Origin of the sequence: Pseudomonas sp. B15(2017) (genome assembly GCF_002113215.1) — a bacterium.
Lineage (GTDB): Bacteria > Pseudomonadota > Gammaproteobacteria > Pseudomonadales > Pseudomonadaceae > Aquipseudomonas.
In genome coordinates this window covers 78,226-99,768 of sequence record NZ_NEJZ01000001.1, presented here as the reverse complement: position 1 = coordinate 99,768, position 21,543 = coordinate 78,226, and the positions used below count along the sequence as shown (strand labels likewise).

The 21,543-nt window shown below is 61.2% G+C and carries 24 protein-coding genes and 3 pseudogenes; 14 read left to right on the top strand and 13 right to left on the bottom strand.

Features of this window, described 5'->3' with window-relative positions; genetic code table 11:
- Window positions 1–131: 131 nt before the first annotated feature.
- The 3 genes from CAF73_RS00490 (at window position 132) to CAF73_RS00480 (ending at window position 2,163) form a co-directional block, all read left to right on the top strand.
- Entirely contained in the window at window positions 132–794 is a 663-nt protein-coding gene (locus tag CAF73_RS00490) for a LysE family translocator (RefSeq protein WP_085701618.1), read from the top strand.
- A gap of 68 nt (window positions 795–862) precedes the next feature.
- Window positions 863–1,357 (top strand): GyrI-like domain-containing protein, encoded by a 495-nt coding sequence (locus CAF73_RS00485; protein WP_085701617.1) that lies wholly within the window; start codon window positions 863–865, stop codon window positions 1,355–1,357.
- Window positions 1,358–1,674: 317 nt separating this feature from the next.
- Window positions 1,675–2,163, top strand: coding sequence for a GNAT family N-acetyltransferase (locus tag CAF73_RS00480; RefSeq protein ID WP_085697114.1), 489 nt, complete (start codon window positions 1,675–1,677; stop codon window positions 2,161–2,163).
- A 115-nt stretch (window positions 2,164–2,278) separates the two neighbouring features.
- Here CAF73_RS00480 and CAF73_RS00475 read toward each other — a convergent pair whose 3' ends face one another.
- A complete protein-coding gene (locus CAF73_RS00475; RefSeq protein ID WP_085697113.1) occupies window positions 2,279–2,764 on the bottom strand; it encodes an N-acetyltransferase in 486 nt (161 codons plus the stop codon).
- Between the two features lie 141 nt (window positions 2,765–2,905).
- On the opposite strand from CAF73_RS00475, the gene CAF73_RS00470 reads away from it, so the two are divergent.
- Genes CAF73_RS00470 through CAF73_RS00460 form a run of 3 tightly spaced genes read left to right on the top strand, consistent with a single transcriptional unit; the run spans window position 2,906 to window position 4,938 of the window.
- Window positions 2,906–3,331, top strand: coding sequence for a nuclear transport factor 2 family protein (locus CAF73_RS00470; protein ID WP_085701616.1), 426 nt, complete (start codon window positions 2,906–2,908; stop codon window positions 3,329–3,331).
- 40 nt (window positions 3,332–3,371) lie between these two features.
- Window positions 3,372–3,716 carry a YciI family protein gene (locus CAF73_RS00465; RefSeq protein WP_007951101.1) on the top strand — a complete coding sequence of 115 codons (345 nt, stop codon included), beginning with the start codon at window positions 3,372–3,374 and terminating at the stop codon, window positions 3,714–3,716.
- Window positions 3,709–4,938 (top strand): RNA polymerase sigma factor, encoded by a 1,230-nt coding sequence (locus tag CAF73_RS00460; protein ID WP_085701615.1) that lies wholly within the window; start codon window positions 3,709–3,711, stop codon window positions 4,936–4,938. Before CAF73_RS00465 ends, CAF73_RS00460 begins: the two co-directional genes overlap by 8 nt.
- A gap of 122 nt (window positions 4,939–5,060) precedes the next feature.
- On the opposite strand, the gene CAF73_RS00455 is transcribed toward CAF73_RS00460, so the two are convergent.
- Window positions 5,061–5,786 (bottom strand): SDR family oxidoreductase, encoded by a 726-nt coding sequence (locus CAF73_RS00455; RefSeq protein WP_085697110.1) that lies wholly within the window; start codon window positions 5,784–5,786, stop codon window positions 5,061–5,063.
- Window positions 5,787–5,897: 111 nt separating this feature from the next.
- On the opposite strand from CAF73_RS00455, the gene CAF73_RS00450 reads away from it, so the two are divergent.
- Complete coding sequence (locus CAF73_RS00450) at window positions 5,898–6,734, top strand: LysR family transcriptional regulator (RefSeq protein ID WP_085701614.1); 837 nt, start codon at window positions 5,898–5,900, stop codon at window positions 6,732–6,734.
- 1 nt (window position 6,735) lies between these two features.
- Here the strand turns inward: CAF73_RS00450 and CAF73_RS00445 are convergent, their stop codons facing one another.
- Window positions 6,736–7,590, bottom strand: coding sequence for a LysR family transcriptional regulator (locus CAF73_RS00445; protein WP_085701613.1), 855 nt, complete (start codon window positions 7,588–7,590; stop codon window positions 6,736–6,738).
- Between the two features lie 88 nt (window positions 7,591–7,678).
- Between CAF73_RS00445 and CAF73_RS00440 the strand changes: the two genes are divergently transcribed.
- Window positions 7,679–8,116: a multidrug/biocide efflux PACE transporter gene (locus tag CAF73_RS00440; protein ID WP_085701612.1), complete on the top strand. Its 438-nt coding sequence runs from the start codon at window positions 7,679–7,681 to the stop codon at window positions 8,114–8,116.
- A 58-nt stretch (window positions 8,117–8,174) separates the two neighbouring features.
- Here the strand turns inward: CAF73_RS00440 and CAF73_RS00435 are convergent, their stop codons facing one another.
- Window positions 8,175–8,930 (bottom strand): SDR family NAD(P)-dependent oxidoreductase, encoded by a 756-nt coding sequence (locus CAF73_RS00435; RefSeq protein WP_085701611.1) that lies wholly within the window; start codon window positions 8,928–8,930, stop codon window positions 8,175–8,177.
- A 120-nt stretch (window positions 8,931–9,050) separates the two neighbouring features.
- Here CAF73_RS00435 and CAF73_RS00430 point away from each other — a divergent pair, with 120 nt between their 5' ends.
- Window positions 9,051–9,947, top strand: a complete 897-nt coding sequence (locus CAF73_RS00430; protein ID WP_085701610.1) for a LysR family transcriptional regulator — start codon at window positions 9,051–9,053, stop codon at window positions 9,945–9,947.
- A gap of 25 nt (window positions 9,948–9,972) precedes the next feature.
- On the opposite strand, the gene CAF73_RS00425 is transcribed toward CAF73_RS00430, so the two are convergent.
- A complete protein-coding gene (locus CAF73_RS00425; protein ID WP_085701609.1) occupies window positions 9,973–11,586 on the bottom strand; it encodes an inorganic phosphate transporter in 1,614 nt (537 codons plus the stop codon).
- A 241-nt stretch (window positions 11,587–11,827) separates the two neighbouring features.
- Window positions 11,828–12,850 (bottom strand): transporter, encoded by a 1,023-nt coding sequence (locus CAF73_RS00420; RefSeq protein WP_085606510.1) that lies wholly within the window; start codon window positions 12,848–12,850, stop codon window positions 11,828–11,830.
- Window positions 12,851–13,125: 275 nt separating this feature from the next.
- On the opposite strand from CAF73_RS00420, the pseudogene CAF73_RS30685 reads away from it, so the two are divergent.
- The 3 genes and pseudogenes from CAF73_RS30685 to CAF73_RS00410 form a co-directional block, all read left to right on the top strand.
- Window positions 13,126–13,815, top strand: a pseudogene (locus CAF73_RS30685) (methyl-accepting chemotaxis protein); the annotation flags it as partial.
- A gap of 165 nt (window positions 13,816–13,980) precedes the next feature.
- The gene (locus CAF73_RS30680; protein ID WP_371917914.1) at window positions 13,981–14,748 is read left to right on the top strand and encodes a methyl-accepting chemotaxis protein; all 768 of its coding nucleotides are present in this window, start codon (window positions 13,981–13,983) and stop codon (window positions 14,746–14,748) included.
- A gap of 112 nt (window positions 14,749–14,860) precedes the next feature.
- Window positions 14,861–15,304 (top strand): hypothetical protein, encoded by a 444-nt coding sequence (locus tag CAF73_RS00410; RefSeq protein ID WP_085701607.1) that lies wholly within the window; start codon window positions 14,861–14,863, stop codon window positions 15,302–15,304.
- 60 nt (window positions 15,305–15,364) lie between these two features.
- Here CAF73_RS00410 and CAF73_RS00405 read toward each other — a convergent pair whose 3' ends face one another.
- Window positions 15,365–15,670: a PepSY domain-containing protein gene (locus CAF73_RS00405; RefSeq protein WP_007951089.1), complete on the bottom strand. Its 306-nt coding sequence runs from the start codon at window positions 15,668–15,670 to the stop codon at window positions 15,365–15,367.
- Between the two features lie 138 nt (window positions 15,671–15,808).
- Window positions 15,809–16,936, bottom strand: a complete 1,128-nt coding sequence (locus CAF73_RS00400; RefSeq protein ID WP_085701606.1) for a glycerophosphodiester phosphodiesterase — start codon at window positions 16,934–16,936, stop codon at window positions 15,809–15,811.
- 217 nt (window positions 16,937–17,153) lie between these two features.
- On the opposite strand from CAF73_RS00400, the gene CAF73_RS00395 reads away from it, so the two are divergent.
- Window positions 17,154–17,480, top strand: coding sequence for a DUF2025 family protein (locus CAF73_RS00395; RefSeq protein WP_085701605.1), 327 nt, complete (start codon window positions 17,154–17,156; stop codon window positions 17,478–17,480).
- An 85-nt stretch (window positions 17,481–17,565) separates the two neighbouring features.
- On the opposite strand, the gene CAF73_RS00390 is transcribed toward CAF73_RS00395, so the two are convergent.
- Both CAF73_RS00390 and CAF73_RS00385 read right to left on the bottom strand, forming a co-directional pair.
- On the bottom strand, window positions 17,566–17,880 hold the full coding sequence (locus CAF73_RS00390) for an antibiotic biosynthesis monooxygenase (RefSeq protein ID WP_085701604.1): 315 nt from the start codon (window positions 17,878–17,880) through the stop codon (window positions 17,566–17,568).
- Complete coding sequence (locus CAF73_RS00385; RefSeq protein WP_085701603.1) at window positions 17,877–18,584, bottom strand: CTP synthase; 708 nt, start codon at window positions 18,582–18,584, stop codon at window positions 17,877–17,879. The genes CAF73_RS00390 and CAF73_RS00385 overlap by 4 nt, the downstream gene beginning before the upstream one ends.
- Before the next feature lie 15 nt (window positions 18,585–18,599).
- Here CAF73_RS00385 and CAF73_RS00380 point away from each other — a divergent pair, with 15 nt between their 5' ends.
- On the top strand, window positions 18,600–19,541 hold the full coding sequence (locus CAF73_RS00380; protein ID WP_085701602.1) for a LysR family transcriptional regulator: 942 nt from the start codon (window positions 18,600–18,602) through the stop codon (window positions 19,539–19,541).
- A gap of 7 nt (window positions 19,542–19,548) precedes the next feature.
- Here the strand turns inward: CAF73_RS00380 and CAF73_RS00375 are convergent, their stop codons facing one another.
- The 3 genes and pseudogenes from CAF73_RS00375 to CAF73_RS30670 all read right to left on the bottom strand — a co-directional run.
- Complete coding sequence (locus tag CAF73_RS00375) at window positions 19,549–20,091, bottom strand: DUF1003 domain-containing protein (RefSeq protein ID WP_085697097.1); 543 nt, start codon at window positions 20,089–20,091, stop codon at window positions 19,549–19,551.
- Window positions 20,092–20,216: 125 nt separating this feature from the next.
- A pseudogene (locus tag CAF73_RS30675) lies at window positions 20,217–20,654 on the bottom strand (methyl-accepting chemotaxis protein); the annotation flags it as partial.
- Window positions 20,655–20,762: 108 nt separating this feature from the next.
- A pseudogene (locus CAF73_RS30670) lies at window positions 20,763–21,536 on the bottom strand (PAS domain-containing protein); the annotation flags it as partial.
- Window positions 21,537–21,543: the final 7 nt, after the last annotated feature.

Genomic DNA, 21,543 nt, shown 5'->3' with positions numbered 1-21,543 from the left:
CGGATAACGTAAGCGCCCGGAACCGTCCGAGCGACGCTGGTCACTGCGGTGACCTGTGGCGGAAGATAAGGGCAGCAATGGCTGACTGTCCAGCGTGCACGACAACAATTTTTTCCCAAGGAAAACGGTTAATGGAATTCACCAGTGGCTTCTTGCTGAGCCTTTCGCTGTGCCTGGATATCGGCGTGGCCAACATCGCCATGATCACTTTGGCCATGCAGCGCGGCTATTTTCAGGGCTTCGCATTGGGCCTCGGCACCTGCGTCGGCGACCTGATCTACGCGGTACTGGCGCTGGCCGGGATGACCGTTCTGCTGCAATACGAAACCGTGCGCTGGGTACTGTGGATCGGCGGTTCGGCGTTGTTGGTCTATTTCGCGGCGAAGATGATCCATTCGGCGATTCATCACGAAGCGCAATTGGCGGCGACCGCCGAAGTCGGGCAGAACTCCCATCGCAAGGAGTTCTTTCGCGGGATTTTTCTCGCCATGTCGTCGCCGAGCGCCATCCTCTGGTTCGCGGCCGTCGGCGGCACCTTGATCGCCCGTTCCGGTGGCGGCGGCCCTTTGAGCTCGGCGCTGTTCCTCGGCGGTTTCTTGTGCGCCGGGCTGCTGTGGTCGGCGGGGCTGTGTTTCGCCGCGAGTCACGGCGGCAAGTTGCTCGGCGACAAGCTGCTGCGCTATTCCTACCTGGCATCTGCGGCGATCTTCTGCTATTTCGCGGTCTACGTGATCGTATCCGGTTATAACGAATTCGTCGGTTCAGGCGCCGCCGAGGCCCTGCATACGCTGTAAATGTGCGAATCGGGTTTGGCTTCTATACTCCCAGCCGAACCCCCTTTTTTCGTTCAAGGAGTCGCGTCATGGATGAGCAAAAACGCGTCGAAGTGGCTGAACCTCGCTTCGAACATGGGCACTTCCTGCTGATTGCAGGTTTTCGCGATCGCTTTACCAAAGAGACCGTTCAGGACATCTCCGCGCTGTGGGAAAAACTGATCCCGCACATCGGAAGCATTCCGGGTCAAAAGGGCGAAGTGACCTACGGCGTTTGCAGCAATTTCGACGGTAACGGCGGTTTCGATTACATGGCCGGGGTCGAAATCAGGAAGCTGGATGACTTCCCGCAGGAAAAGTATCCGTGGATCGAAATCCTGCCGCGTCAGTACGCAGTGTTCGAACACAAGGGGTCGCTGGATCAGCTGCCGCAGACCATTGACTACATCTACAACACCTGGCTGCCGGCGTCTGATTACAAAGGGCTCAACGCCCCGGAGCTGGAGCGCTACAGCGCCGACTTCAACCCGAAGCTCAATACCGGCAAGCTGGAAATCTGTGTCCCGGTCGAAAAGAAAACCTGATCGACAACCGGCAGCGCGAACCCGCTTCGCGCTGCCGGTCGAGCCTTACTTGCCCTTGATCCGTCGTGCCCGCAACAGGTCGATGCCCAGGGTGATGAAACCGAAGACACTGATGCCCAACACCATCAACAAACCGATTTCCACGCTGCTCATAAACGGTTCCCTCCTCGGGTGATCAGAGACAGGCGTCAGAAATAGACCGTCCCGAATCCGAAGAAAAGCGCTTATACGCAGGCTTTACGCTCCCCGCGCGGATCGATATGAACACCTTATTCCTTTATCCTTGGCCGCCTTGTTTCCACTGATTTCGAGCCGCCATGAACACCGTCATCCGCCACGTCACCGCCGCCGACCTGGACCGCTGCTACGCCATCGAAACCCTCGCCTATGAAGGCGACGAAGCCGCGACCCGCGAGAAGATCGCCACGCGCATCGCCACCTGGCCGGACGGGTTCATCGTCGCCGAGGTGGACGGGCAGGTGGCCGGGTTCATCAACTCCGGCGCGGCGTTCGATGTGCAGATGTCCGACGAGGCGTTCAAGGAACTGATCGGCCACGACCCGGCCGGGCCTAACGTGGTGATCATGTCGGTGGTGGTGCACCCGGACTATCAGGGCCAGGGCCTGGCCAAGCGTCTGCTGGGTGAATTCATCGAACGCATGCGCGAGCAGGGCAAGGCAACGATTCACCTGATGTGCAAGGAGCGGCACATCCCGCTGTACGCCGGATTCGGTTTTGCCTATATCAAACCGTCCGAGTCCGACCACGGCGGGATGGCGTGGCACGAGATGATCCTGACCCTCTGAGGAGAAGCCCCTGACCTGATCGTTCTCACGCAGCGCGGGAACGATCAACGGGTGGGTCGGTAGAGCATGTCGCGCACCCGCGCCTTACTCTCGATCATCGTTGCTCCCCCGACGATTAGAAGAACAACCCCATCCGCCGCTCGTAACCGATACGGCCCTTGTACGCTTCGCCGCTGTCGACAAAACCGTACTTGGCGTACAGCGCAATCGCGGCGTCGTTGTCGGCGTCCACCGACAGTTCCAGCCCTTTGATTTCCGGCCATGCCTCGCGCGCAACTTCTGGCAGCGCCAGCAGGCAGGCCTTGCCATAGCCCTTGCCCTGGGCGCGGTGATCGACCTGCAACGCATGCAGGGTGGCGCTGTGTTCATCGGCCCATTCCGGCAACGCCGGCGGGCGCTTGAGCAGCAGGAAGGCCACCGGCACGTCTTCGGCCAAAAGCGCAAATCCCTTCACGCCTGGGCCGGGTTTGGACAGCAGCGTGTGCAGGGCGCCGTGGATGTCGCCGGAGAATTTGATCTGCTCGGGGTGGATTTCAATGGCCTCGACCTGTTGGCGTTGGGCGGCGTTCAGGCTTTCGTAAGGTACGAGTCGGGCTGACACGGGAATTTCCTTTTCCTGCAAAGATGAGCCTCGGATTCTAGCGATTTTGGCTTCTTCGGTAATTTTTTGTTTCGGTTGTCGATCCGGCCAAACGCCGAACGACTAAGGGTGTCTTCACAACAAAAACCAGGGAGAAACCCCATGAGTACGCAAGCGCAGATTCAAGCCGTGATCGACACCTACCGTCAGGCCGTCATGACCAAGGACGTGGACAAGGTCATGACCCTTTACGCCGACGACATCCTCTCGTTCGATGCGATCAAGGCCCTGCAATTCAAGGGCAAAGATGCCTACCGCGCCCACTGGATCGCCTGCATGGAAATGTGCCCCGGCCCGCACATCTTCGAATTCCACGAAATCGCCATCGAGACCGGCGACAACATCGCCTTCGCTCACTGGGTCGCCAACTGCGGCGGGACCAATGAAAAAGGCGAAACCCAGAGTTGCTGGATGCGCGCCACTGCCTGCTATCGGCTGGTCGGCGATGCCTGGAAAATTGCCCACGAACACTGGTCGGCACCGTTCGATCCGATGACTGGTGCGACCCTGTTCGATGCGAAACCCTGATCTTCAGCCATAGTTGATCCGTCCGATTCAGGAGAACGCCATGAAGTATTTATGCCTGGTCTACAGCGACGAGCGCCTGCTGCATTCATCGCCCGACAGCCCGGAAGACGCCGAGTGCTGGGCCTATGCCGAGTCGATCCAGGGCAGCGGGCGGATGGTCGCCGCCGAAGCGCTGGAGTCGGTGCAGACCGCCACCACGGTACGCATGCGCAACGGCAAGCTGTCGATCACTGACGGCCCGTTCGCCGAGACCAAGGAGCAGCTGGCCGGTTTCTACCTGATCGACGCGCGGGATCTCAACGAGGCGATTCAGGTCGCCGGGAACATTCCGGCGGCCCGGGTCGGCAGCGTCGAAGTGCGTCCCGTGCGCCAGTTGAATGTCTGAGGTCAGGGCGCGGGTCGAGCAGGTCTATCGCGAAGACTCGCGGCGGATCCTCGCGACCCTGATCCGCCTGCTCGGCGATTTCGACCTCGCCGAAGAAGCCTTGCACGAGGCGTTCTTCGTCGCGGTCGAGCGCTGGCAGCGTGACGGCGTGCCGGACAATCCGCGGACCTGGCTGGTGTCCACCGGGCGTTTCAAGGCCATCGACGTGTTGCGCCGTCGCGCCCGGTTCAAGGCCTCGCAACCATTGTTGCTGGCGCAACTGGAAGAACTGGAACAGGCCGAATGGGACGCTGAAGACGTGGAAGACGATCGCTTGCGCCTGATCTTCACCTGCTGTCATCCGGCGCTGGCGGCGGACGCGCAAGTGCCGCTGACCCTGCGTGAAGTCTGCGACCTCACCACCGAAGAAATCGCCCGCGCATTCCTCTCGGCCCCGGCGGCGATTGCCCAGCGCATCGTGCGGGCCAAGGCGAAGATTCGCGACGCGAAAATTCCTTATCAAGTACCGAGTCTGAGTGAGTTGCCCGAACGCCTCGACAGCGTGTTGCGGGTGATTTATCTGGTGTTCAACGAAGGCTACTCGGCGTCCGGCGGCGCCCAGGTGACCCGCGAGGATTTGACCCGCGAGGCGATTCGCCTCGGGCGGTTGTTGCTGGAGTTGTTGCCGGACCCGGAAGTCATGGGGTTGCTGGCGTTGATGCTGCTGCATGAGTCGCGGCGGTCGGCGCGCTCTTCTCCGGATGGTGAGTTGATTTTGCTGGATGACCAGGATCGTAGTTCGTGGAATGCCGAGCTGATTGCCGAGGGCTGCAATCTGGTGGAGCGGGCGCTGACCACCGGACGCTTCGGCCCTTATTGCCTGCAAGCGGCAATCGCGGCAGTGCACGCCGAGGCGCCGACAGCAGAGGCGACGGACTGGGCACAGATCGTCGGGCTGTACAACGTTTTGCTGCGGGCGGTGCCGTCGCCGGTGATCGAGTTGAACCGGGCGGTGGCGGTGGCCAAGCGCGACGGGGCGCTGGCCGGGTTGACCTTGATCGAGGGGATTCTGCAGCGCGGGGAGCTGCAGGATTACCACCTGGCGCATTCGGCACGGGCGGAGTTTTGTCGACAGTTGGGGCGGGTCGAGGAGGCTCGGGCGGCTTATGCGCGGGCGCTGGAGTTGACGCGGCAGGAGCCGGAGCGGCGGTTTATCGAGGGGCGGCTTAAAGCACTGGACTGATCCGAAAGGATCGTTGGCAATATTGGCCCCTTCGCGGGCAAGCCCGCTCCCACAATTGGAATGCGATCAAATGTGGGAGCGGGCTTGCCCGCGAAGGGGCCATTTAGGTCTGTAACAATGGATCAGGCCTGCTGACGCGTAGCAGCCATCACAATCTCGCGAATACAAACCCCCTGCGGCTGCCCATACGCATAGGCAATCGCCGTCGCCACATCTTCGGCGCTCAGCACCGTGCCGCCCATGTCCTGCTTCCACGCCTGATACCCGGTCTTGATCGCCTCATCCGTGGTGTGGCTCAGCAATTCGGTCTCCACCGCACCCGGCGCAATCGTGATCACGCGCACGTTATGCGGCGACAACTCTTCACGCAGGTTTTCCGACAACCCGTGCACCGCAAACTTGGTGCCGACGTACGCCACATGGTTGGGGAAGGTCTTGCGCCCGGCCACCGAGCTGACGTTGATGATGGTGCCGTGCTTGCGCTCGATCATCCCGGCCACCACCGCGTGTACGCCGTTGAGCAAACCTTTCACGTTGACGTCGAGCATCTGGTCCCACTGCGCCGGGTCCTGTTTGCTCATCTCGCCCAGCAGCATCACGCCGGCGTTGTTGATCAGCGCATCGGCCGGGCCAAATTGCGCTTGCGCCTCGGCGACAGCGGCCAGCAACGCGGCGCGGTCGGTGATGTCGACGCGGCGGTTGAGGGTGTTCGGCAGTGCCAGTGCTTCAAGGCGTTCGATGCGCCGGGCCAGCAACAGCAGAGGATGGCCGGCAGCGCTCAAGCGGCGGGCGGTGGCTTCGCCGATGCCCGAGCTGGCACCGGTGATGATGATCAATGGCTTGCCCATGGTTGAACTCCTGAAATAAGAAAAACAAATAACCAGATTCGTGGCGCAGTATATTTAGCCCGCTGGAGGCTGAAAAATGCCTTATTCCTCTGTCTGCTATCGGAATCTCCTATGGATATCCGCCATCTCAAAGCCTTCCTCGCCGTGTTCGAGGAACGCAACATCACCGCTGCCGCGCAACGGCTGTTCATCAGTCAGCCCACGTTGTCGGTGACCATCAAACAACTGGAAGAAGAACTCGGCGCGCCGCTGTTCGTGCGTCAGCCCCGTGGTGTGGAGGTCAGCGACGAAGCGCGATTGTTGTACCCGCAGGCGCGGCGGATGGTGGCCGAAGCCGAGGCGCTGAGCCGGATGTTTCGCGGCCGCGAAAACCGCGCGCCGCTGACCCTCGGCATCGAGGGCGACATCGCCGCCAGCCACATCGAAGCCTTCGTGCGCATGGCCCATCAGGCGTTGCCCAATCTGCTGCTGACCCTGGAGGAGGGTTGTCACGGCGATGGTCGATTGGCGGTCGAGGAAATGTGCTGCGAGGACGAACTGTTCCTGCCGTTGTGGGAAGAATCCTATGTGATGGCGCTGCCCCTTGATCATCCGATGGCCAACGCGCAGGCCGGCTGGGCGCCGATCGAGGACTGGATCACCTGTCCGCAACATCCGTCCCATCAGCGTTTGATGGCGCTTTATGGGCGGTCGCCGGAAGCCGTGGCGGGGCATGCCGGTTCACTGCAACAGGCGTTGCACATGGTGGCGGCGGGCGTTGGCGTGGCGATGTTGCCGCGGTCGCTGGTCAGCGGGCACGAGCGTATCGTCGTGCGTGCGCTGCACCTGCCGGCGCCGACCCGGCGGGTGGGATTGTGTTACGCGGCGCAGGCGCTGGAGTTGCCGGCGATGCGCCGGTTGCACGAGTATTTTCAGGTCAATCGCCCGGCCGCCATCGAGGCGGCCTGAGCTATTCCAGCATTTTGCTGAGCAACCAGCTGCCCGCCGGCCCCGGCGGGTACAGCCGCGACCACAGTGCATCGACGAACACCGGTTTCGGCCAACCGCGCACCTTCAGTTCAACCAGCAAGTCATTGCCGAAACGCTCCACCAGCCAGCGCGGCAATGGCGCCCAGCCGAAACCTTTTTCCGCCATTTCCAGCAGCATCAGATAACTCGGCGCCGACCACACCCGGCCTTTGCCGCGACTGTCATAGGGATTGACGATGGTGGCCAGGCGCAGCTCGCGATGTTGTTCAAGGACTGTTTGATCGATGGATTCCTGCGTTGCCAACGGATGGTTGCGACCTGCGAACAAGGCGATTTCAGTGCGTTCGGCGACGGTCGCAGTCGCCAGATCCGGCGGGTAGTTGTCCTGCATTTCGGCGAACGCCAGGTGCGCCCGACCGCGCTGCACCAGTTCAACCAGGTCATCGCATTCGGCGATCAGGCATTCCAGTTCCAGATCCGGATACCGCTGCTCGAACCCCACCAGTGCCGCTTCGAATCGGTCGGACTGATACGTGTCGGAAATCGCCACCGTGAGTTTCGGTTCGACGCCTTGAGCCAATTGGCGGGCGGTCATTTCCAGTCGGCTGGTGGCCGCCAGAATCGCCTCGGCCCGTTGCAGCATCACGTGGCCGGCCGGGGTCAGCGTCGGTTTGCGGCTGCTGCGGTCGAACAGGATCAAGTCCAGATCAATCTCAAGGCTGGCCACCGCCGCACTCACCGTCGACTGACTGCGCCCGAGTTTGCGCGCCGCCGCCGAAAAAGAACCTTGAGTCGCCGCCTGGACAAACGCCAGCAACACTTCCTGAGAGGCCATGAACTATTGCCTTGATCGATGGTTATTGGTTTTGAAGTATCGGTTTGGTGCTGGATCATGGCAACCATCTTCACAGAGGAGTTCGGCCATGACTGCCAACAAATCCATCACTGAACGTATTTTCCAGGCCATCGGTTTCGAACTTTTGGCGATCCTGATCTGTACTCCGTTGCTGGCCTTGATCATGGGCAAGCCGCTGGTCGAAATGGGTGCGGTCACCATTGCCATCGCGCTCTTGGCCCTGGGCTGGAACGTGGTGTTCAACGGCTTCTTCGATCGCATGCTCAAACGCTGGAACATCCCGCACAACGCCTGGGTGCGGGTGGCGCACGCGCTGCTGTTCGAGGGCGGTTTGATCGTGATGGGCGTGCCGCTGATTGCCTGGTGGCTGTCGGTCAGTCTGTGGCAGGCGTTCCTGCTCGACATCGGCGTGCTGCTGTTCTTCCTGCCGTACACCTACATCTACCACTGGGGTTATGACGTGGTGCGCGAGCGGCTGGTGATGCGCAACGCTTGCCAGAGCTGAAACAAAAAATCGCAGCCTGAGAGGGCTGCGATTTTTTTGTCCGGTTTTTGTTGAGGGTTTAGAGAAACATCCCGCCCGACGCTTCAATCCGCTGACCATTGATCCACTGCGCCCCCGGCGACAGCAGCAGCGCCAACGCGCCGCCAATGTCATCCGGCTTACCCGCACGACCCAGCGCGGTGTTGCTGGCGACCATCGCGTTCAGCGCCGAATTGTCGCGCACCGCGCCGCCGCCGAAGTCGGTTTCGATGGCGCCCGGGGCCAGGATATTCACGGCGATCTGCCGCGCGCCCAGTTCCTTGGCCTGATAGCGGGTCAGCACTTCCATCGCGCCTTTCATCGCCGCGTAAGCGGCATAACCCGGCAGGGTGAAACGGGCCAGACCGCTGGAGATGTTGATGATCCGCCCGCCATCGTTGATCAGCGGCAGCAGTTGCTGAGTCAGGAAGAACGGCCCTTTCAACTGCACGTTCATCAGCAGGTCGAACTGCTCCGGCGTGGTGTCGGTGAAGGACGCATGCACGCCAATCCCGGCGTTGTTGATCAGGAAATCGAAGCGCGGACGATCGAGCTGTTGCAGCGCCTGTTCGACTTGCACGGCGAAATCGGTAAAGCCTTCGCTGCGGCCGACATCCAGTTGCAGCATCACGGCGTTGGCGCCGAGATTTTTCAGTTCCGCGACCAACGACTGCGCTTCATCGGCGCGGCTGTTGTAGGTGCCGATGATGTCCACGCCTTGGGCGGCGAGGTGCAGGGCGGCGTTCTTGCCGAGGCCACGGCTGGCACCGGTGATCAATGCGATTTTGCGGTTCATGGGTCTTCCTCGTTGGCGGTGACGGTTGATGGGGCAAAGTTTATTTATCCGCCGTGAGGTGATAAACAGACTGAAACCGGAATCACTGGTCGGATTGTCCGAACAATCAATGGGTGGCTCATGAACAAACTGGAACTGCTGCGCACCTTCGTCCGGGTCAGCGAATTGTCGAGTTTCACGATGGCGGGGGAGAGTCTGGGGTTGCCGCGTTCGACGGTGTCCGAACAGGTTCAGGCGCTGGAGACCCTGCTCGGCACGCGCCTGCTGCAACGCACCACGCGCCGGGTGCAGGCGACTCAGGACGGGCTGGCGCTGTACGAGCGCAGCAAGGATCTGCTGTCGCACATGGACGAAATCGAGAACCTGTTCCGTCAGGACGAAGCGTCGCTGACCGGGCGGATTCGGGTCGATATGCCGAACATTCTGTCGCGGCGGCTGATCATGCCGAAGCTGCCGGAGTTCATGGCCCGTCATCCGAATCTGGAACTGGAAATCAGCAGCACCGATCGCCGGGTCGACCTGCTCGCCGAAGGTTTCGATTGCGTGCTGCGCGTCGGCGCGCAGCCGGATCAATCCGTGGTGGCGCGGCATCTGGGGGATTTCAGCATGATCAACTGCGCCAGCCCTGCATATCTGGAGCGTTACGGCGTGCCGCAAACGCTTGAGGATCTGGCGCAGCATCGGCTGGTGCACTACGTCGGTGTGCTCGGTTCGCGTTCGGAAGGGTTTGTCTACGAGCAGGACGGGCAGGTCCATCGCGTGCCGATGGCCGGCAGCGTGACGGTCAACAGCACCGATGCCTACGAGTCGGCGTGCCTGGGAGGATTCGGTCTGATTCAGGTGCCGCGCACCGGCATGAACACCTATCTGGACAGCGGCGAGATCGTCACCGTGCTGCCGCAATACGCCGCGCCGGCGATGGGCATTTCACTGCTGTACGCGAGGCAGCGGCATCTGCCGTTGCGGGTTCGGGTGTTCATGGATTGGTTGGGGGATTTGATTCGCTCAACGCTTTAACAGCTCCCACAAAAGCCCGAAGTGTTCAAAAGATCCGGGTAAACAGCCAATACAGACTGCCCGACAGCACAATCGCCGCCGGCAAGGTCAGCACCCACGCCATCAGCAGATTGCGGATGGTCTTCATCTGCAGGCCGCCACCGTTGGCGACCATGGTCCCGGCCACGCCCGAGGACAACACATGAGTGGTCGACACCGGCAGACCGAACATGTCGGCGGCGCCAATGGTCAGCATCGCAACCGTTTCTGCCGAAGCGCCCTGGGCGTAGGTCAGGTGGGTCTTGCCGATCTTCTCGCCGACCGTGACCACGATCCGCTTCCAGCCGACCATGGTGCCCAGCCCCAACGCGATCGCCACGGCAATCTTCACCCACAACGGAATAAACCGCGTGGCGTTGTCGATCTGCTGTTTGAACAACTGCAGCTTGCCGGTGGTATCGGCGTCGAAGTTACCGACCTTGCTCTTGTCCATCAGGCGAATGGTTTCGCTGGCCAGGTACATGTCGTTACGCACGTTGCCCATGGCCTCGGCCGGCACTTTCGCCAGCGAGCCGTAGCCTTTGACTTCTTCACCGATGTGTCCGGTCAGGGAAGCAAGGGCCGGGATCAGTTGCGGCGTGGCTTGCTTGCTGCGCACGTAATCCGAGAGCACCGGACGCGGATCGGCCGGGGCCGGCAGCGGGGCGCTTTTCACCAGCGCCTGCTGGGTGACCTCGGCCACCGCCGCGAACTGCAACGTCTGATCGGCAGGCATGGTGCGGTTCAGCGCATAAGCCATCGGCAGCGTACCGACCAGAATCAGCATGATCAGGCCCATGCCTTTCTGTCCGTCGTTGGAGCCGTGGGCGAACGAGACGCCGGTGCAGGTCGCAATCAGCAGACCGCGAATCCACCACGGCGGCGGGGTGTTGCCTTTCGGTGCCTTGTACAGCGAACGGTTCTTCACGAATGCGCGCAACGCCAGCAGCAACAGCGCCGCACAACCGAAACCCACCAGCGGCGAAAGAAGCAGGGCGTAACCGATCTTGGTCGCCTGGGCCCAGTCCACACCGCTGGTGCCGTCGCGGCCATGCATCAACGCGTTGGCCACGCCGACGCCGATGATCGAACCGATCAGCGTGTGCGACGACGAAGCCGGCAAGCCCAGCCACCAGGTGCCGAGGTTCCACAGAATCGCCGCGATCAGCAGGGCGAAGATCATCGCGAAACCGGCGGACGAACCGACCTGCAGAATCAGCTCCACCGGCAGCAGCGCGATGATGCCGAACGCCACCGCGCCGCTCGACAGCAACACGCCGAGGAAGTTGAAGAACCCCGACCAGACCACCGCGAAATACGGCGGCATCGAATGGGTGTAAATCACCGTGGCCACGGCGTTGGCGGTGTCGTGGAAACCGTTGACGAACTCGAAGCCCAGCGCAATCAACAGCGCCACGCCGAGCAGCAGAAAAGGGGTCCAGGTGGTGACCACCGTGCCGAGTTGGTGCATGTCGTGCATCAGGCTGTAGGCGGTGAACAGCAGCCCCATCGCCAGCACCGCAAAAAACACCACGTAGGTGAACGGGCCGGTTTTCTTGTCGAGGACCGGTCTGCCACTGGCAGCGGAGGCCGGGCTGGCGGTCAGGGAGGGAGTAGCCATGGGCGGACAATCCTGAGCGGGGGAAGGAGTGTTGCCCATGATCGTTGCTAAATATTACAGAGAATCTGCGATAGATCAGTGTTTGGGGTTTTAGCTTCACCGCTGATCTGAAGGATGATGATCGTTCCCACGCTCCGCGTGGGAATGCATAAGGTGACGCTCTGCGTCACAGGGACGCGGAGCGTCCCGGGCGGCATTCCCACGCGGAGCGTGGGAACGAGCGGCACAAGGAGATCGGCTCTTAATAATCCCGTCGCTTGCGAAACGCCCAGCGCCCGGCGATCACGGTGAACGTCGCCACCAGCGCCACCAGAATCCAGAACCCTTCGGGATCGGTGGCCAGCGGCACACCGCCGACGTTCATGCCGAAGAAACCGGCAATGATGTTGATCGGCAGCGCCAGTACCGTGACCACGGTCAGGGTAAACAGGGTGCGGTTGCTCTGTTCGTTGAGGTTGGCGGCGATCTCTTCCTGCAACAGCTTGATCCGCTCGCCGAGGGCGGTGAGGTCGTTGATGATCAGCGCGAACTCCTCGGTGGATTTGCGCAGCTCCTTCACGTCTTCCTTCTGCAACCACGGCGGCGGCCGGTTGAGCAGGCGCAGCAGCGAACCCGGCTCCAGCGCCAGCAATCGTTGCAGGCGCACCAGCACCCGGCGGTTGGCGCCGAGTTCGGCGCGGTTGGTCGAGAGTCGCGAGGAGAGTAATTCGTCTTCGACCTGATCGACGCTCATGCTGGTCTTGCGCACGATCTGGGTCAGCACTTCACCCTGATCACGCAGCAGATGCACCAGCAGTTCCAGCGGCGAACGAAAGCACTCGCCGGACTTCACCGAAGAACGCAGCTTGTCCACCGAGTGCAGCGGTTGCAGGCGCGCACTGACGATCAGTTTGCTGCGCACGCAGACCCACAGCGTCGACACGTCCGACGACACCATGCTGCTGAGGTTGAACACCACGTCGTTGACCACTGCCAGCAACGCCGAATCGACATGCTCGATGCGCGTCGAGCGCGAGCCTTCGTGCAGCGCTTCGAAAAACTCTTCGGGCAATTGCAGATGGCTTTTCATCCAGCGCTCGCACGCGGCGTGGGCCAGGTTCAGGTGCAGCCAGAGAAATTCATCGCCCTCGCTGTCGTCTTGCAGGCAGCGCAGGGCGGTCGCCGAATCCACCTCGCGCCCGCGTTCACCGGGGCGAAACCGAAAACCGTAAAGCAGGCCGAACAGGTCAGGATCACGATGACTGATATCGAGGCTGTGGTTCATGAAGGCTCGCTGCGAGGAGGCGTCTGTCGCGGGATTTGCAGATTCACCTGAGCCGCATCATCGCAATGTCACATGACACTTGTGTGACAGCAAAATGATGTCAAATCAATGCGTTACCGGCGGTCGGATATTTCTAAAGAAGGGCTCTGGCACGCCGATCACGCATGGGTTAGGTTGCGCGCCTTCGGCCAAGAGCCAAGGTTCGCCGACAGGGATGTCCGGTTAAAAAATCACGTCTTGCCGGACGTGCCTCATCCCTGTCCCGAGTACCTGCGATGCTGCAAAAATCCCTGAGAGCGCAAATTCTTGCCCTGCTGAGCGGCAGCCTGCTGGCGATGCTGTTGATCGCGCTGGCTTGTTTTCACTTCCTGTCCAACGGCGTGCAGAGTTACAGCCAGTTGATCGCCGGCCCCTTGCACGCCTCGCAACTGATCGACGAAGCCAACCTGCAATTCAAGGTGCAGGTCCAGGAGTGGAAAAACGTTCTGCTGCGCGGCAAGCAACCGGCGGATCTGGCCAAATACTGGAGCCAGTTCGAAGACCGTCAGCGCGATGTGCAGGGCATCCTCGGTGAGCTTGCGAATCAGAAAAGCCTTGAGCCTGCACTGAAAACCCGCATCGAACGTCTGCGCGAAGAACATCGTCAGCTCGGTGCTGCGTATCAGAAGGGTCGCGATGCCTACGTCGCCGCCGGTGCCGATCCGACCGCTGGCGACGCTGCCGTCAAAGGCGTCGACCGAGCCGCCAGCGACCAGATGAGTGAACTGGTGGCCGAGCTGCGCAAGCAGGGCACCGAACAATCGGCGCAGATCAGCGCCAGTGCCGATCGCACCGTTTGGCTGGGGCTGCTGGTGATGCTTGCGTCGGGCCTGCTGATCGGTTTGCTGAGCCTGTGGCTGGTCAACCGAAATCTGGTCGAACCGATCCGCAAACTCATCGACTACGTCACCCAGTTGAGCAAGGGCCGTCTGGTCGAGCGCGTGGCCAGCGACCGTCAGGACGAGCTGGGTAACCTGGCGGCTGCCGCCAACACCCTGCGCGATTTCCTCGCCGAAACCTTCAATCACCTGCAACGCAGCGCCAGGGATCTGGACAGTGCCAGCGGCGAGTTGAACGCCATCGCCACGCTGATGGCCGGCGGCACCAACGAGCAGTTCAACCGCACCGATCAGGTGGCCACGGCGATGAACGAAATGTCCGCCACCGCTCAGGAAGTCGCCCGTCATGCGGCTGACGCTGCGCGTGCTGCCGACGATGCCGACCAGTCCGCGCAACAGGGCGAGAAGGTCATGCAGAGCACCATCCACAGCATCACCCAGATGCGCGGTGAAATCGCCAACACCGCCACGGTCATCCGGCGTCTGGAAGCCGACAGCGGCCGCATCGGCAAGGTGCTGGAAGTGATTCGCGGGATCGCCGAGCAGACCAACCTGCTGGCGCTCAACGCCGCCATCGAAGCGGCCCGGGCCGGGGAAGCCGGGCGTGGTTTTGCGGTGGTCGCTGATGAAGTGCGCAACCTCGCGCAGCGCACGGCGGAGTCGATCATCGAGATCAACCAGATCATCCACAGCGTGCAGACCGGTGCGGTGGACGCTGCCCAGGCCATCGACAGCGGCCAGACCCGCAGCGATGAAAGCGTCGAGCAAGTGACCCAGGCCGGCGCCATGCTCGAGCGCATCACCCACGCGGTGGAAGCGATCCGCGACATGAACCGCCAGATCGCCACGGCGGCTGAAGAACAGACCTCGGTGGCCGAAGACATCTCGCGCAACCTGACCGAGATCACCTCGATCGCCAGCACCAACCTCGACAACGTGCAGCGCACCGAAAGCGCCAGCCGGAACCTGCACGGCCTGTCGGGCCAACTGAACGACGTCACCGCGCGCCTGAGCGTCTGACCGGCCAGTGACTGTGTACCGGTTCGGTTACCGAGTCGGTACACAGTCGATCTCAATTCGTGCAGACCGCCGCCGATGCCCGGTCATCTATAACCGGCATTGGAGATTTCCCATGGTCAGCATCACGTCTGTTTCGATCAATCAGACCGTCACCACGCCCACCAGCAAAACCTCGATTGCCGATACGGGCGACGACACCTCGACCACGGCGGCGGCCAGCACCGGGGTGAAAGCCGATACCAGTAAAGTTGCGGCGGGCGGTGGTGCGGCGCCGGCGGGGGACAGCAATTCCAGCAGCGATGAATCGGACACCGTGAAAGAACTGCGCAAGCAGATTGCCGAGTTGCAGAAGCAGTTGCAGGAAGAGCAACAGGCGCTGCAAGCGGCTCAGGCCAAAAAGGAAAGTGATCAGGCCAGGATGACCGAGGTCGCCGCCGCGCAAGCTCAGGTCACCAGCACCTCGGCGTCGTTGCAAACGGCAACGGCGGCGTTGTTGCAGGCGTTGCAGGATTCGGATTCGAGTACGTCAGGCTCGCTGGTCAGTACCTCCGCATAATTTGCGGACACAAAAAAGCCGCACGATTTATTAATCGTGCGGCTTTGTCTTATCAGCCAATCAAGTGTCTTGCTTGTTGGTCAGCACCTTGCCGGTCGTTGCGTCGAAGTCCACATCGAACTCTTTGCCATCAGCCGTACGCAATTCAACTTCGTACTCATAACCATTGAAGTGGTTATCCAGATCCGTGTCGGTAATGGTCGCACCCGGATGCAGTTTCAGCGCTTGTTCGTTCATCGACTCCAGCGACTTGATCTTGCCTTCCTTGACCAGTTGCGGGATCTGGTCGACGCGAACGTCAGCCTGGGCCAGGCCAGCGGTGAGGGTCAGGGCGGCAGCGGTAAACAGGGCAGTCAGGGTTTTCATGGGTTATTCCTTTGGGTGATTCGTTTAAGTGAGTTCAGGTTAATCGCCGCAACTTAATTCACCCTTAAAACGCAGCGAGCAGGCCGGACTCCTCTAGGGAGCGAGCCTGCTCGCGGTACTGACGCCCTGATTTGCAGATCAGAAGCCGTTGTTCTTCAACACCTGATCCACACTGGCGGCGGCCGGGCGTTTATAGAACTTCAACAGTTCGCTGGCGCGGTTGGTGAAGATGCCGTCGACGCCGGAGTCCATGACCTTCTCGAAGTCCACCGGCTCATCCACGGTGTAGACGTGCACCAGCATTCCCTTGTCGTGGGTGTACTGGTTCATCCATGGCTGCACCAGGTCCGAATAGCTCTGATCGCCGCCGTGGGTCAGCTTCGCCGAAGGGCCGGTGCCGATGGCGCCCTGGGCCTTGGCGTAGTCGATCCACTGCTTGAATTCGGCCTCGGATTTCGGCTCTTGCTTGCCGTAGAACGCGTTCTTGTCCTTCTCGCCGGATTCGGCAAAGGTCACTTTGGATTTCGGCTCGATGCTGCCTTCGCCCACCCACAGCAGCAGGATTTTTGGCACCTGCGGCATTTCCTTCTGCAGCATTTCAAGGCTGCTCTTTTCGAAGGTTTGCAGGATCACCTTGCCTTTACCCTGGCCGACACCGAGAGCGCTTTTCGCCAGTTTCGAACCGGCCGGGCTGAGCCAGCCGCGATCCTGGAGTTTTTCCTTCAGGTCATGCTCGATCCCCGGGAACAGTTTCGGCTCCTTGGTTTCGATGTACAGACCCGGCTTGTGCTTCGGATTGGCCTGGGCGATGTCGATGATTTCGTCCAGGGTCAGAATCTTCAGACCGACGTAGGAAGGACGCGCGCGATCCGGGTATTTGGCGTTGTACCAGCTGCCGGCGTCGAGGGTTTTCAGTTCGGCCATGGTGAAGGCATTGGCCGGGCTGTCCTTGCGCTCCGGAAACTTGGTGGCGACGTCGGTGGTGCGCTGCAGATTGTCATCGTGCAGGGCGAACAGCACGCCGTCCTTGCTGCGCTGCAAGTCCATTTCCAGGTAATCGGCGCCCAGGTCGCGGGCCAGTTTGTAGGAGGCGGCAGTGGATTCCGGGGCATCGAAGGACGCGCCACGGTGGGCGATCACCGCCGGACGCGGAATGCCCTCGGAGGCAGCGAGCGCAGCAGGGCTTGGCTGGGCGGCGGCATGAGCCTGGCCGAGGCCGAGCATCAGGCTCAGCAGCAGTGCGCTTTTGGTGAACGTGGCGGGCATGTCGAGGTCCTTTCGCAGGTATTTTCGAAGATGTACCTTTTAGCAACTCAAACGAAAACGTGCTATCGCGAGACCGACATAAACGTACTGAAAACGAATATTTCCGCACTTTTGTGCGTTCGTTTGCAGTACGCTTGGGCACGGCAACCGCCCCGGCAGAGGGCGCGCCTCTCATTGCCCTGCGTGTAGACCATCGATCCTTTTCGTGAGGTTTACCATGCGCATCACATCGCAACTCATCTGCCAGGCGGCCGACGACCTCAAGGGCTTCGTCGGCCTCAACCGCAAGACCGGCCAGTACATCGTGCGCTTCAGTGAGGACTCGTTCGGCATGGACGTGGCCGATGACGGCATTATTCCCGCCAGCGAATTCGTCTGGGCACCGGCCACCGAACAGACCATGACGTTGAAGCGCGAGTTGATCCAGTTGCTGCTCGATCAGCACATCGACGACCGGATCAATATCACCGAGCCGTTGCGCGTTTACATGAGCAAGCGTGAAGTGCCGGAGATTGAGGCGGTGCGCAGTCTGGTGAAGGGCTGAGGTTCTGCTGTGACTTTTCTGGCTTCATCGTCGGAACGCCGCCCGGGGCAAGCCCGCGATGAGGTCAGTGAGCACGCCTCAATACTCACAGAGCAAACCGATACTCCCGCTCCACCCGACACACCCGCGTATGAAACGCCGAATACCATTCCGCCCGCCCGCGCGCCTGAATCACCCGGTGCTCCGGATGCTCGCGCCAGGCCAGAATCGCCGCCTCACTCTCCCAGTACGAAACCGTAATCCCCACGCCGTCCGCGCCCCGGATCGAATCGATACCGAGAAAACCCGGTTGCTCGGCCACCAATTGCATCATGCGCTCGGAGGCCTCGGTGTAGCCGTTGTCACCCTCGGTGCGGGTCGAGGTGAAGATCACGGCGAAGCATTCAGTGTTCGGTTTCATCGAGGTTGCTCCGCGCAGGCTTCGACAAACGCCCGCACCAGCGGTGGCAATTGCCCCTTGAGTGCTGCGCGTTCCGGCTGGAACAGCGTCGCGACAAAGAACACATGGTTTTTCAGTTCGATGGCGCGCAGATCACCTGCCGAATCGTGACCCACGGCGTGCAGATCATGGATCAGCAACTCCCGTTCGAACTGCGGATTCACACCATAGCGGCAGCGATAGCCTTCGCGAATCTCCGACGTTTCGTACGCCTTGGCGATCAACGAACCGGGCACCAGATGGATGCTGTCCACCGCTTCCACCAGTGAACACGTCAGGGGCGAGAGCACCGCACGGCTCGAGTCAGGTGAAGTTTCGCCATGCTCGGCGTCGGCCCAACCCAGTACGTTGCGGGAAAACTCCAGCACCGCATGCTGAAAACCGCCGCAGGTGCCGAGGAAAGGGCGCTGCTGTTCGCGGGCAAAACGAATGGCTCGCAGTGCACCGACTTCGCTTTTGTAGGGGCTGGCCGGCACACACCAGAAACCGTCGAAATTTTCCAGCGGCGTCTCGGGCAGGATTCGGTCGGTGGCCAACCAGTCGAAATCGACCGGATGGCGAAGGTGCTCCGTCGCCAGACCAAGGGCGAGCGGGATGGCCCGGTGGGCGGTGACTTGCGGATCGTAATCACCGATCAGGGCGACGCGCAGGGCTCTGGATTCCATGAGTACTCGCTGTGCTTGTTGAGGGATGGCGCTCACTATAGATTGGCGTTCACGCACTCAAAATTGGCGTTTGCCCAAGTGATCAATGCAGCCACGCAATACCGACTGGATTTCCCGGATCTGGCCCTGATCCTCGCTTTAGTGCGCGGCGGCTCTCTGGCCCGGGCCGCGCAGCTGCTGAAGGTCGATGTGTCGACGGTGTTTCGCGCCGTGCGCCGACTGGAAGCCGCACTGGGACAGCAACTGTTCGAAAAAAGCCGCGCCGGTTACCTGCCCACCAGCCTCGCGCAAACCCTGGCCGAGCAGGCCGAACGTGCTGAACAAGCGCTGGAAGCGGCGCGTATTGGTGTGGAGCAGGGCGGTGAAGTGGTCAGCGGCACGGTGCGCCTGACCTGCACCGACTCGGTGTTGCAAAGTCTGTTGCTGCCGGCGCTGGCGCAGTTCATGCCGAACTACCCGGCGCTGACCATCGAGCTGAGCACGTCCAACGATTTCGCCAACCTCAGCCGTCGTGATGCCGACATCGCCGTGCGCCTGACGCGTACACCGCCGGAGCATCTGGTCGGACGGGAGCTGGCGAAGATTTCCTACCGGGTCTGCGCCAGTCCGCGTTATCTACAAAAGGTTGAAGCGGCCGATCTGGCAGCGCTGACCTGGATCGCCCCGGACGACTTTCTGCCCGATCACCCGACCGTTGCCTGGCGCCGTCAGCAGTTGCCGGGTGTGACGCCAAGTTATCGCTGCAACAGCATGCTGTCTGTGACCGAACTGGTCCGCGCCGGACTGGGCGTGGCGGCGTTGCCGGACTTTCTCATCAACGAAGGGCTGCAAGCTCTGAGCGAACCCTTGCACGGTTATGACACCGCGCTTTGGTTGCTGACCCGCCCGGACTGCCGCGCATTGCGCTCGGTGGTCACGTTGTTCGATGAGTTGGGGCGGGCGTTGCGTCTGGCCTGAAGAGGAATCATGACGAAGGGCGTTGTTCCTGTTGCAGGATGTGCTGATGAACTTCGCGTGTGAGGATTTCGATGCGCTCGGTCAGGTCCTTGGTCATCTCGGTCAGGTGTGTGTTCTGCTGCAGTAATTCGAGCAGTTGCGCAGTGTTCTTCGCCGCCTCCGCTTGGCGTTCGCTGTTGGCCACTGCCAGCGCCTCACGGTGCTGTGCGTCGGCCTCTGATTGCGCTTTGTCCCGTGCGGCCTGACGGGTCTGGGCCAGCAGAATCAGCGGGGCGGCATAGGCGGCCTGCAAACTGAACGCCAGATTCAACAGGATGAACGGGTAAGCGTCGAACCCGGTTACGCCGCTGACGTTGAGCCCCATCCAGAGCACCACAATCAGAGTCTGCGCGCCGAGAAAGGTCGGCGTGCCGAAGAATCGTGCAAACGCCTCGGCGCGCAAGGCGAACTTGTCGTTGCCGAACGTCGTGTTGAGATGGGCGTGGGGGCGGTGGAAGCGCAGGTGATCGGCGGCGGCAGGGGAAGGCGATTCGGGATGTTTGATAGTCATGATGGGCTCGGTGACGCTTGGGACTGAAGACACTATAGTCCCGCGCCGTGGAGCTTGTGCTCAGCGCTGGCAGCTGGCTCCCGAAATAGATGCCAGCGCCGGGGGCTAGCCGATGGTGGCGGATTTCATCCTCGCGCCCGCTCATTGGCGAACATGCTTACGGCTTCCACCGCCTCGCTGGCGCCGTCACGAATCTGCAGGATTACCGTGCCGGCCTGATCCGCCAGTTCAACACCCTGTGCTGCGCGACCCCGGGTGCCGTCCATGCTCTTGATCGCCTGACGGGTTTCACTCTGGATCAGGCCGATCATATTGGAAATCTCTGCTGTCGAGCCGCTGGTGCGCGCCGCCAACTGCCGCACTTCATCGGCCACCACCGCAAAGCCGCGACCCTGCTCGCCCGCACGGGCGGCTTCGATGGCGGCGTTCAGGGCCAAAAGGTTGGTCTGGTCGGCAATTGCGCGGATGGTGTTGACGATGGCGGTGATCTGTTCGGAGCGCTCGCCCAGTTGCGCAATCAGTGTGGATGACTCGGCAATGTCGTCGGCGATTTCGCGCATTTCACTGGCCGCTTGCTGGATCACTTGCGTGCCTTGCTCGGCGACTTTTCGGGTGGCCACGGAGATGTGATAAGCGGCACTGGCGCTGCGTGCATCCTGCTCATGCTGCTCGACCCGGGCGGTTACGTCGGACGCGAATTTTACGACTTTGCACAAGCGGCCGGCGGCGTCGTAGACCGGGTTGTAGTTGGCTTCCAGCCACACGGTCTGGCCGCGTTTGTCGATGCGTTCGAACTGCCCCTGAAACAACTCGCCCTGGTTCAACCGGCGCCAGAAGTCCTGATAGTCGCTGCTGTTGACCAGATCCGCCGGGCAGAACAGCCGATGATGCTTGCCCTTCAGTTCGGCGAGTGTGTAACCCATGCGCGTCAGAAAATTCTGATTGGCAGTGAGGATATTGCCGTCGAGATCGAATTCGATCACCGCCATGGCGCGATCGATGGCCTGCAACTTGGCGTTGGCTTCACTTTCCTGCTGGACTTTGGTGGTGACGTCCATGGCGTATTTGACCACTTTCACTACCCGGCCCGAGGCATCCTTGATCGGGTTGTAGCTGGCCTCGAGCCAGATCGGTCGGCCTTGGCTGTCGATTCGTTCAAAGGTGCCGGACTGGAACTGGCCGCTTTTCAATCGCGACCACAACTCGGTGTATTGATGGCCATTGGCAAACGCTGGCGGGCAGAAGCGGCGATGGGGCTGGCCGATCGCCTGTTCAGCCGTGTAGCCCATGGTTTTCAGGAAGTTCTCGTTGGCACTGAGCACGACGCCGTCGAGATCGAATTCGATCACCGCCATGGAGCGGTTGATCGCTTCCAGCAGACTGGACTGTTCGGTAATGGTGTTTTGGAGATCGGCGAGGACGGTCTTGTGGCGATTGAAAAACATGCTGGAG

What these genes read in the sequence shown, in the direction of transcription:
- CAF73_RS00420 (WP_085606510.1), bottom strand. Translation starts at nt 12,850, where the DNA reads ATGAACCACAGCCTCGATATCAGTCATCGTGATCCTGACCTGTTCGGC.
- CAF73_RS00470 (WP_085701616.1), top strand. Translation starts at nt 2,906, where the DNA reads ATGAGTACGCAAGCGCAGATTCAAGCCGTGATCGACACCTACCGTCAG.
- CAF73_RS00375 (WP_085697097.1), bottom strand. Translation starts at nt 20,091, where the DNA reads ATGACTATCAAACATCCCGAATCGCCTTCCCCTGCCGCCGCCGATCAC.
- CAF73_RS00400 (WP_085701606.1), bottom strand. Translation starts at nt 16,936, where the DNA reads ATGCCCGCCACGTTCACCAAAAGCGCACTGCTGCTGAGCCTGATGCTC.
- CAF73_RS00450 (WP_085701614.1), top strand. Translation starts at nt 5,898, where the DNA reads ATGGATATCCGCCATCTCAAAGCCTTCCTCGCCGTGTTCGAGGAACGC.
- CAF73_RS00385 (WP_085701603.1), bottom strand. Translation starts at nt 18,584, where the DNA reads ATGGAATCCAGAGCCCTGCGCGTCGCCCTGATCGGTGATTACGATCCG.
- CAF73_RS00490 (WP_085701618.1), top strand. Translation starts at nt 132, where the DNA reads ATGGAATTCACCAGTGGCTTCTTGCTGAGCCTTTCGCTGTGCCTGGAT.
- CAF73_RS00435 (WP_085701611.1), bottom strand. Translation starts at nt 8,930, where the DNA reads ATGAACCGCAAAATCGCATTGATCACCGGTGCCAGCCGTGGCCTCGGC.
- CAF73_RS30680 (WP_371917914.1), top strand. Translation starts at nt 13,981, where the DNA reads ATGGCCGGCGGCACCAACGAGCAGTTCAACCGCACCGATCAGGTGGCC.
- CAF73_RS00405 (WP_007951089.1), bottom strand. Translation starts at nt 15,670, where the DNA reads ATGAAAACCCTGACTGCCCTGTTTACCGCTGCCGCCCTGACCCTCACC.
- CAF73_RS00480 (WP_085697114.1), top strand. Translation starts at nt 1,675, where the DNA reads ATGAACACCGTCATCCGCCACGTCACCGCCGCCGACCTGGACCGCTGC.
- CAF73_RS00455 (WP_085697110.1), bottom strand. Translation starts at nt 5,786, where the DNA reads ATGGGCAAGCCATTGATCATCATCACCGGTGCCAGCTCGGGCATCGGC.
- CAF73_RS00465 (WP_007951101.1), top strand. Translation starts at nt 3,372, where the DNA reads ATGAAGTATTTATGCCTGGTCTACAGCGACGAGCGCCTGCTGCATTCA.
- CAF73_RS00460 (WP_085701615.1), top strand. Translation starts at nt 3,709, where the DNA reads ATGTCTGAGGTCAGGGCGCGGGTCGAGCAGGTCTATCGCGAAGACTCG.
- CAF73_RS00390 (WP_085701604.1), bottom strand. Translation starts at nt 17,880, where the DNA reads ATGAAACCGAACACTGAATGCTTCGCCGTGATCTTCACCTCGACCCGC.
- CAF73_RS00430 (WP_085701610.1), top strand. Translation starts at nt 9,051, where the DNA reads ATGAACAAACTGGAACTGCTGCGCACCTTCGTCCGGGTCAGCGAATTG.
- CAF73_RS00410 (WP_085701607.1), top strand. Translation starts at nt 14,861, where the DNA reads ATGGTCAGCATCACGTCTGTTTCGATCAATCAGACCGTCACCACGCCC.
- CAF73_RS00445 (WP_085701613.1), bottom strand. Translation starts at nt 7,590, where the DNA reads ATGGCCTCTCAGGAAGTGTTGCTGGCGTTTGTCCAGGCGGCGACTCAA.
- CAF73_RS00395 (WP_085701605.1), top strand. Translation starts at nt 17,154, where the DNA reads ATGCGCATCACATCGCAACTCATCTGCCAGGCGGCCGACGACCTCAAG.
- CAF73_RS00440 (WP_085701612.1), top strand. Translation starts at nt 7,679, where the DNA reads ATGACTGCCAACAAATCCATCACTGAACGTATTTTCCAGGCCATCGGT.
- CAF73_RS00485 (WP_085701617.1), top strand. Translation starts at nt 863, where the DNA reads ATGGATGAGCAAAAACGCGTCGAAGTGGCTGAACCTCGCTTCGAACAT.
- CAF73_RS00425 (WP_085701609.1), bottom strand. Translation starts at nt 11,586, where the DNA reads ATGGCTACTCCCTCCCTGACCGCCAGCCCGGCCTCCGCTGCCAGTGGC.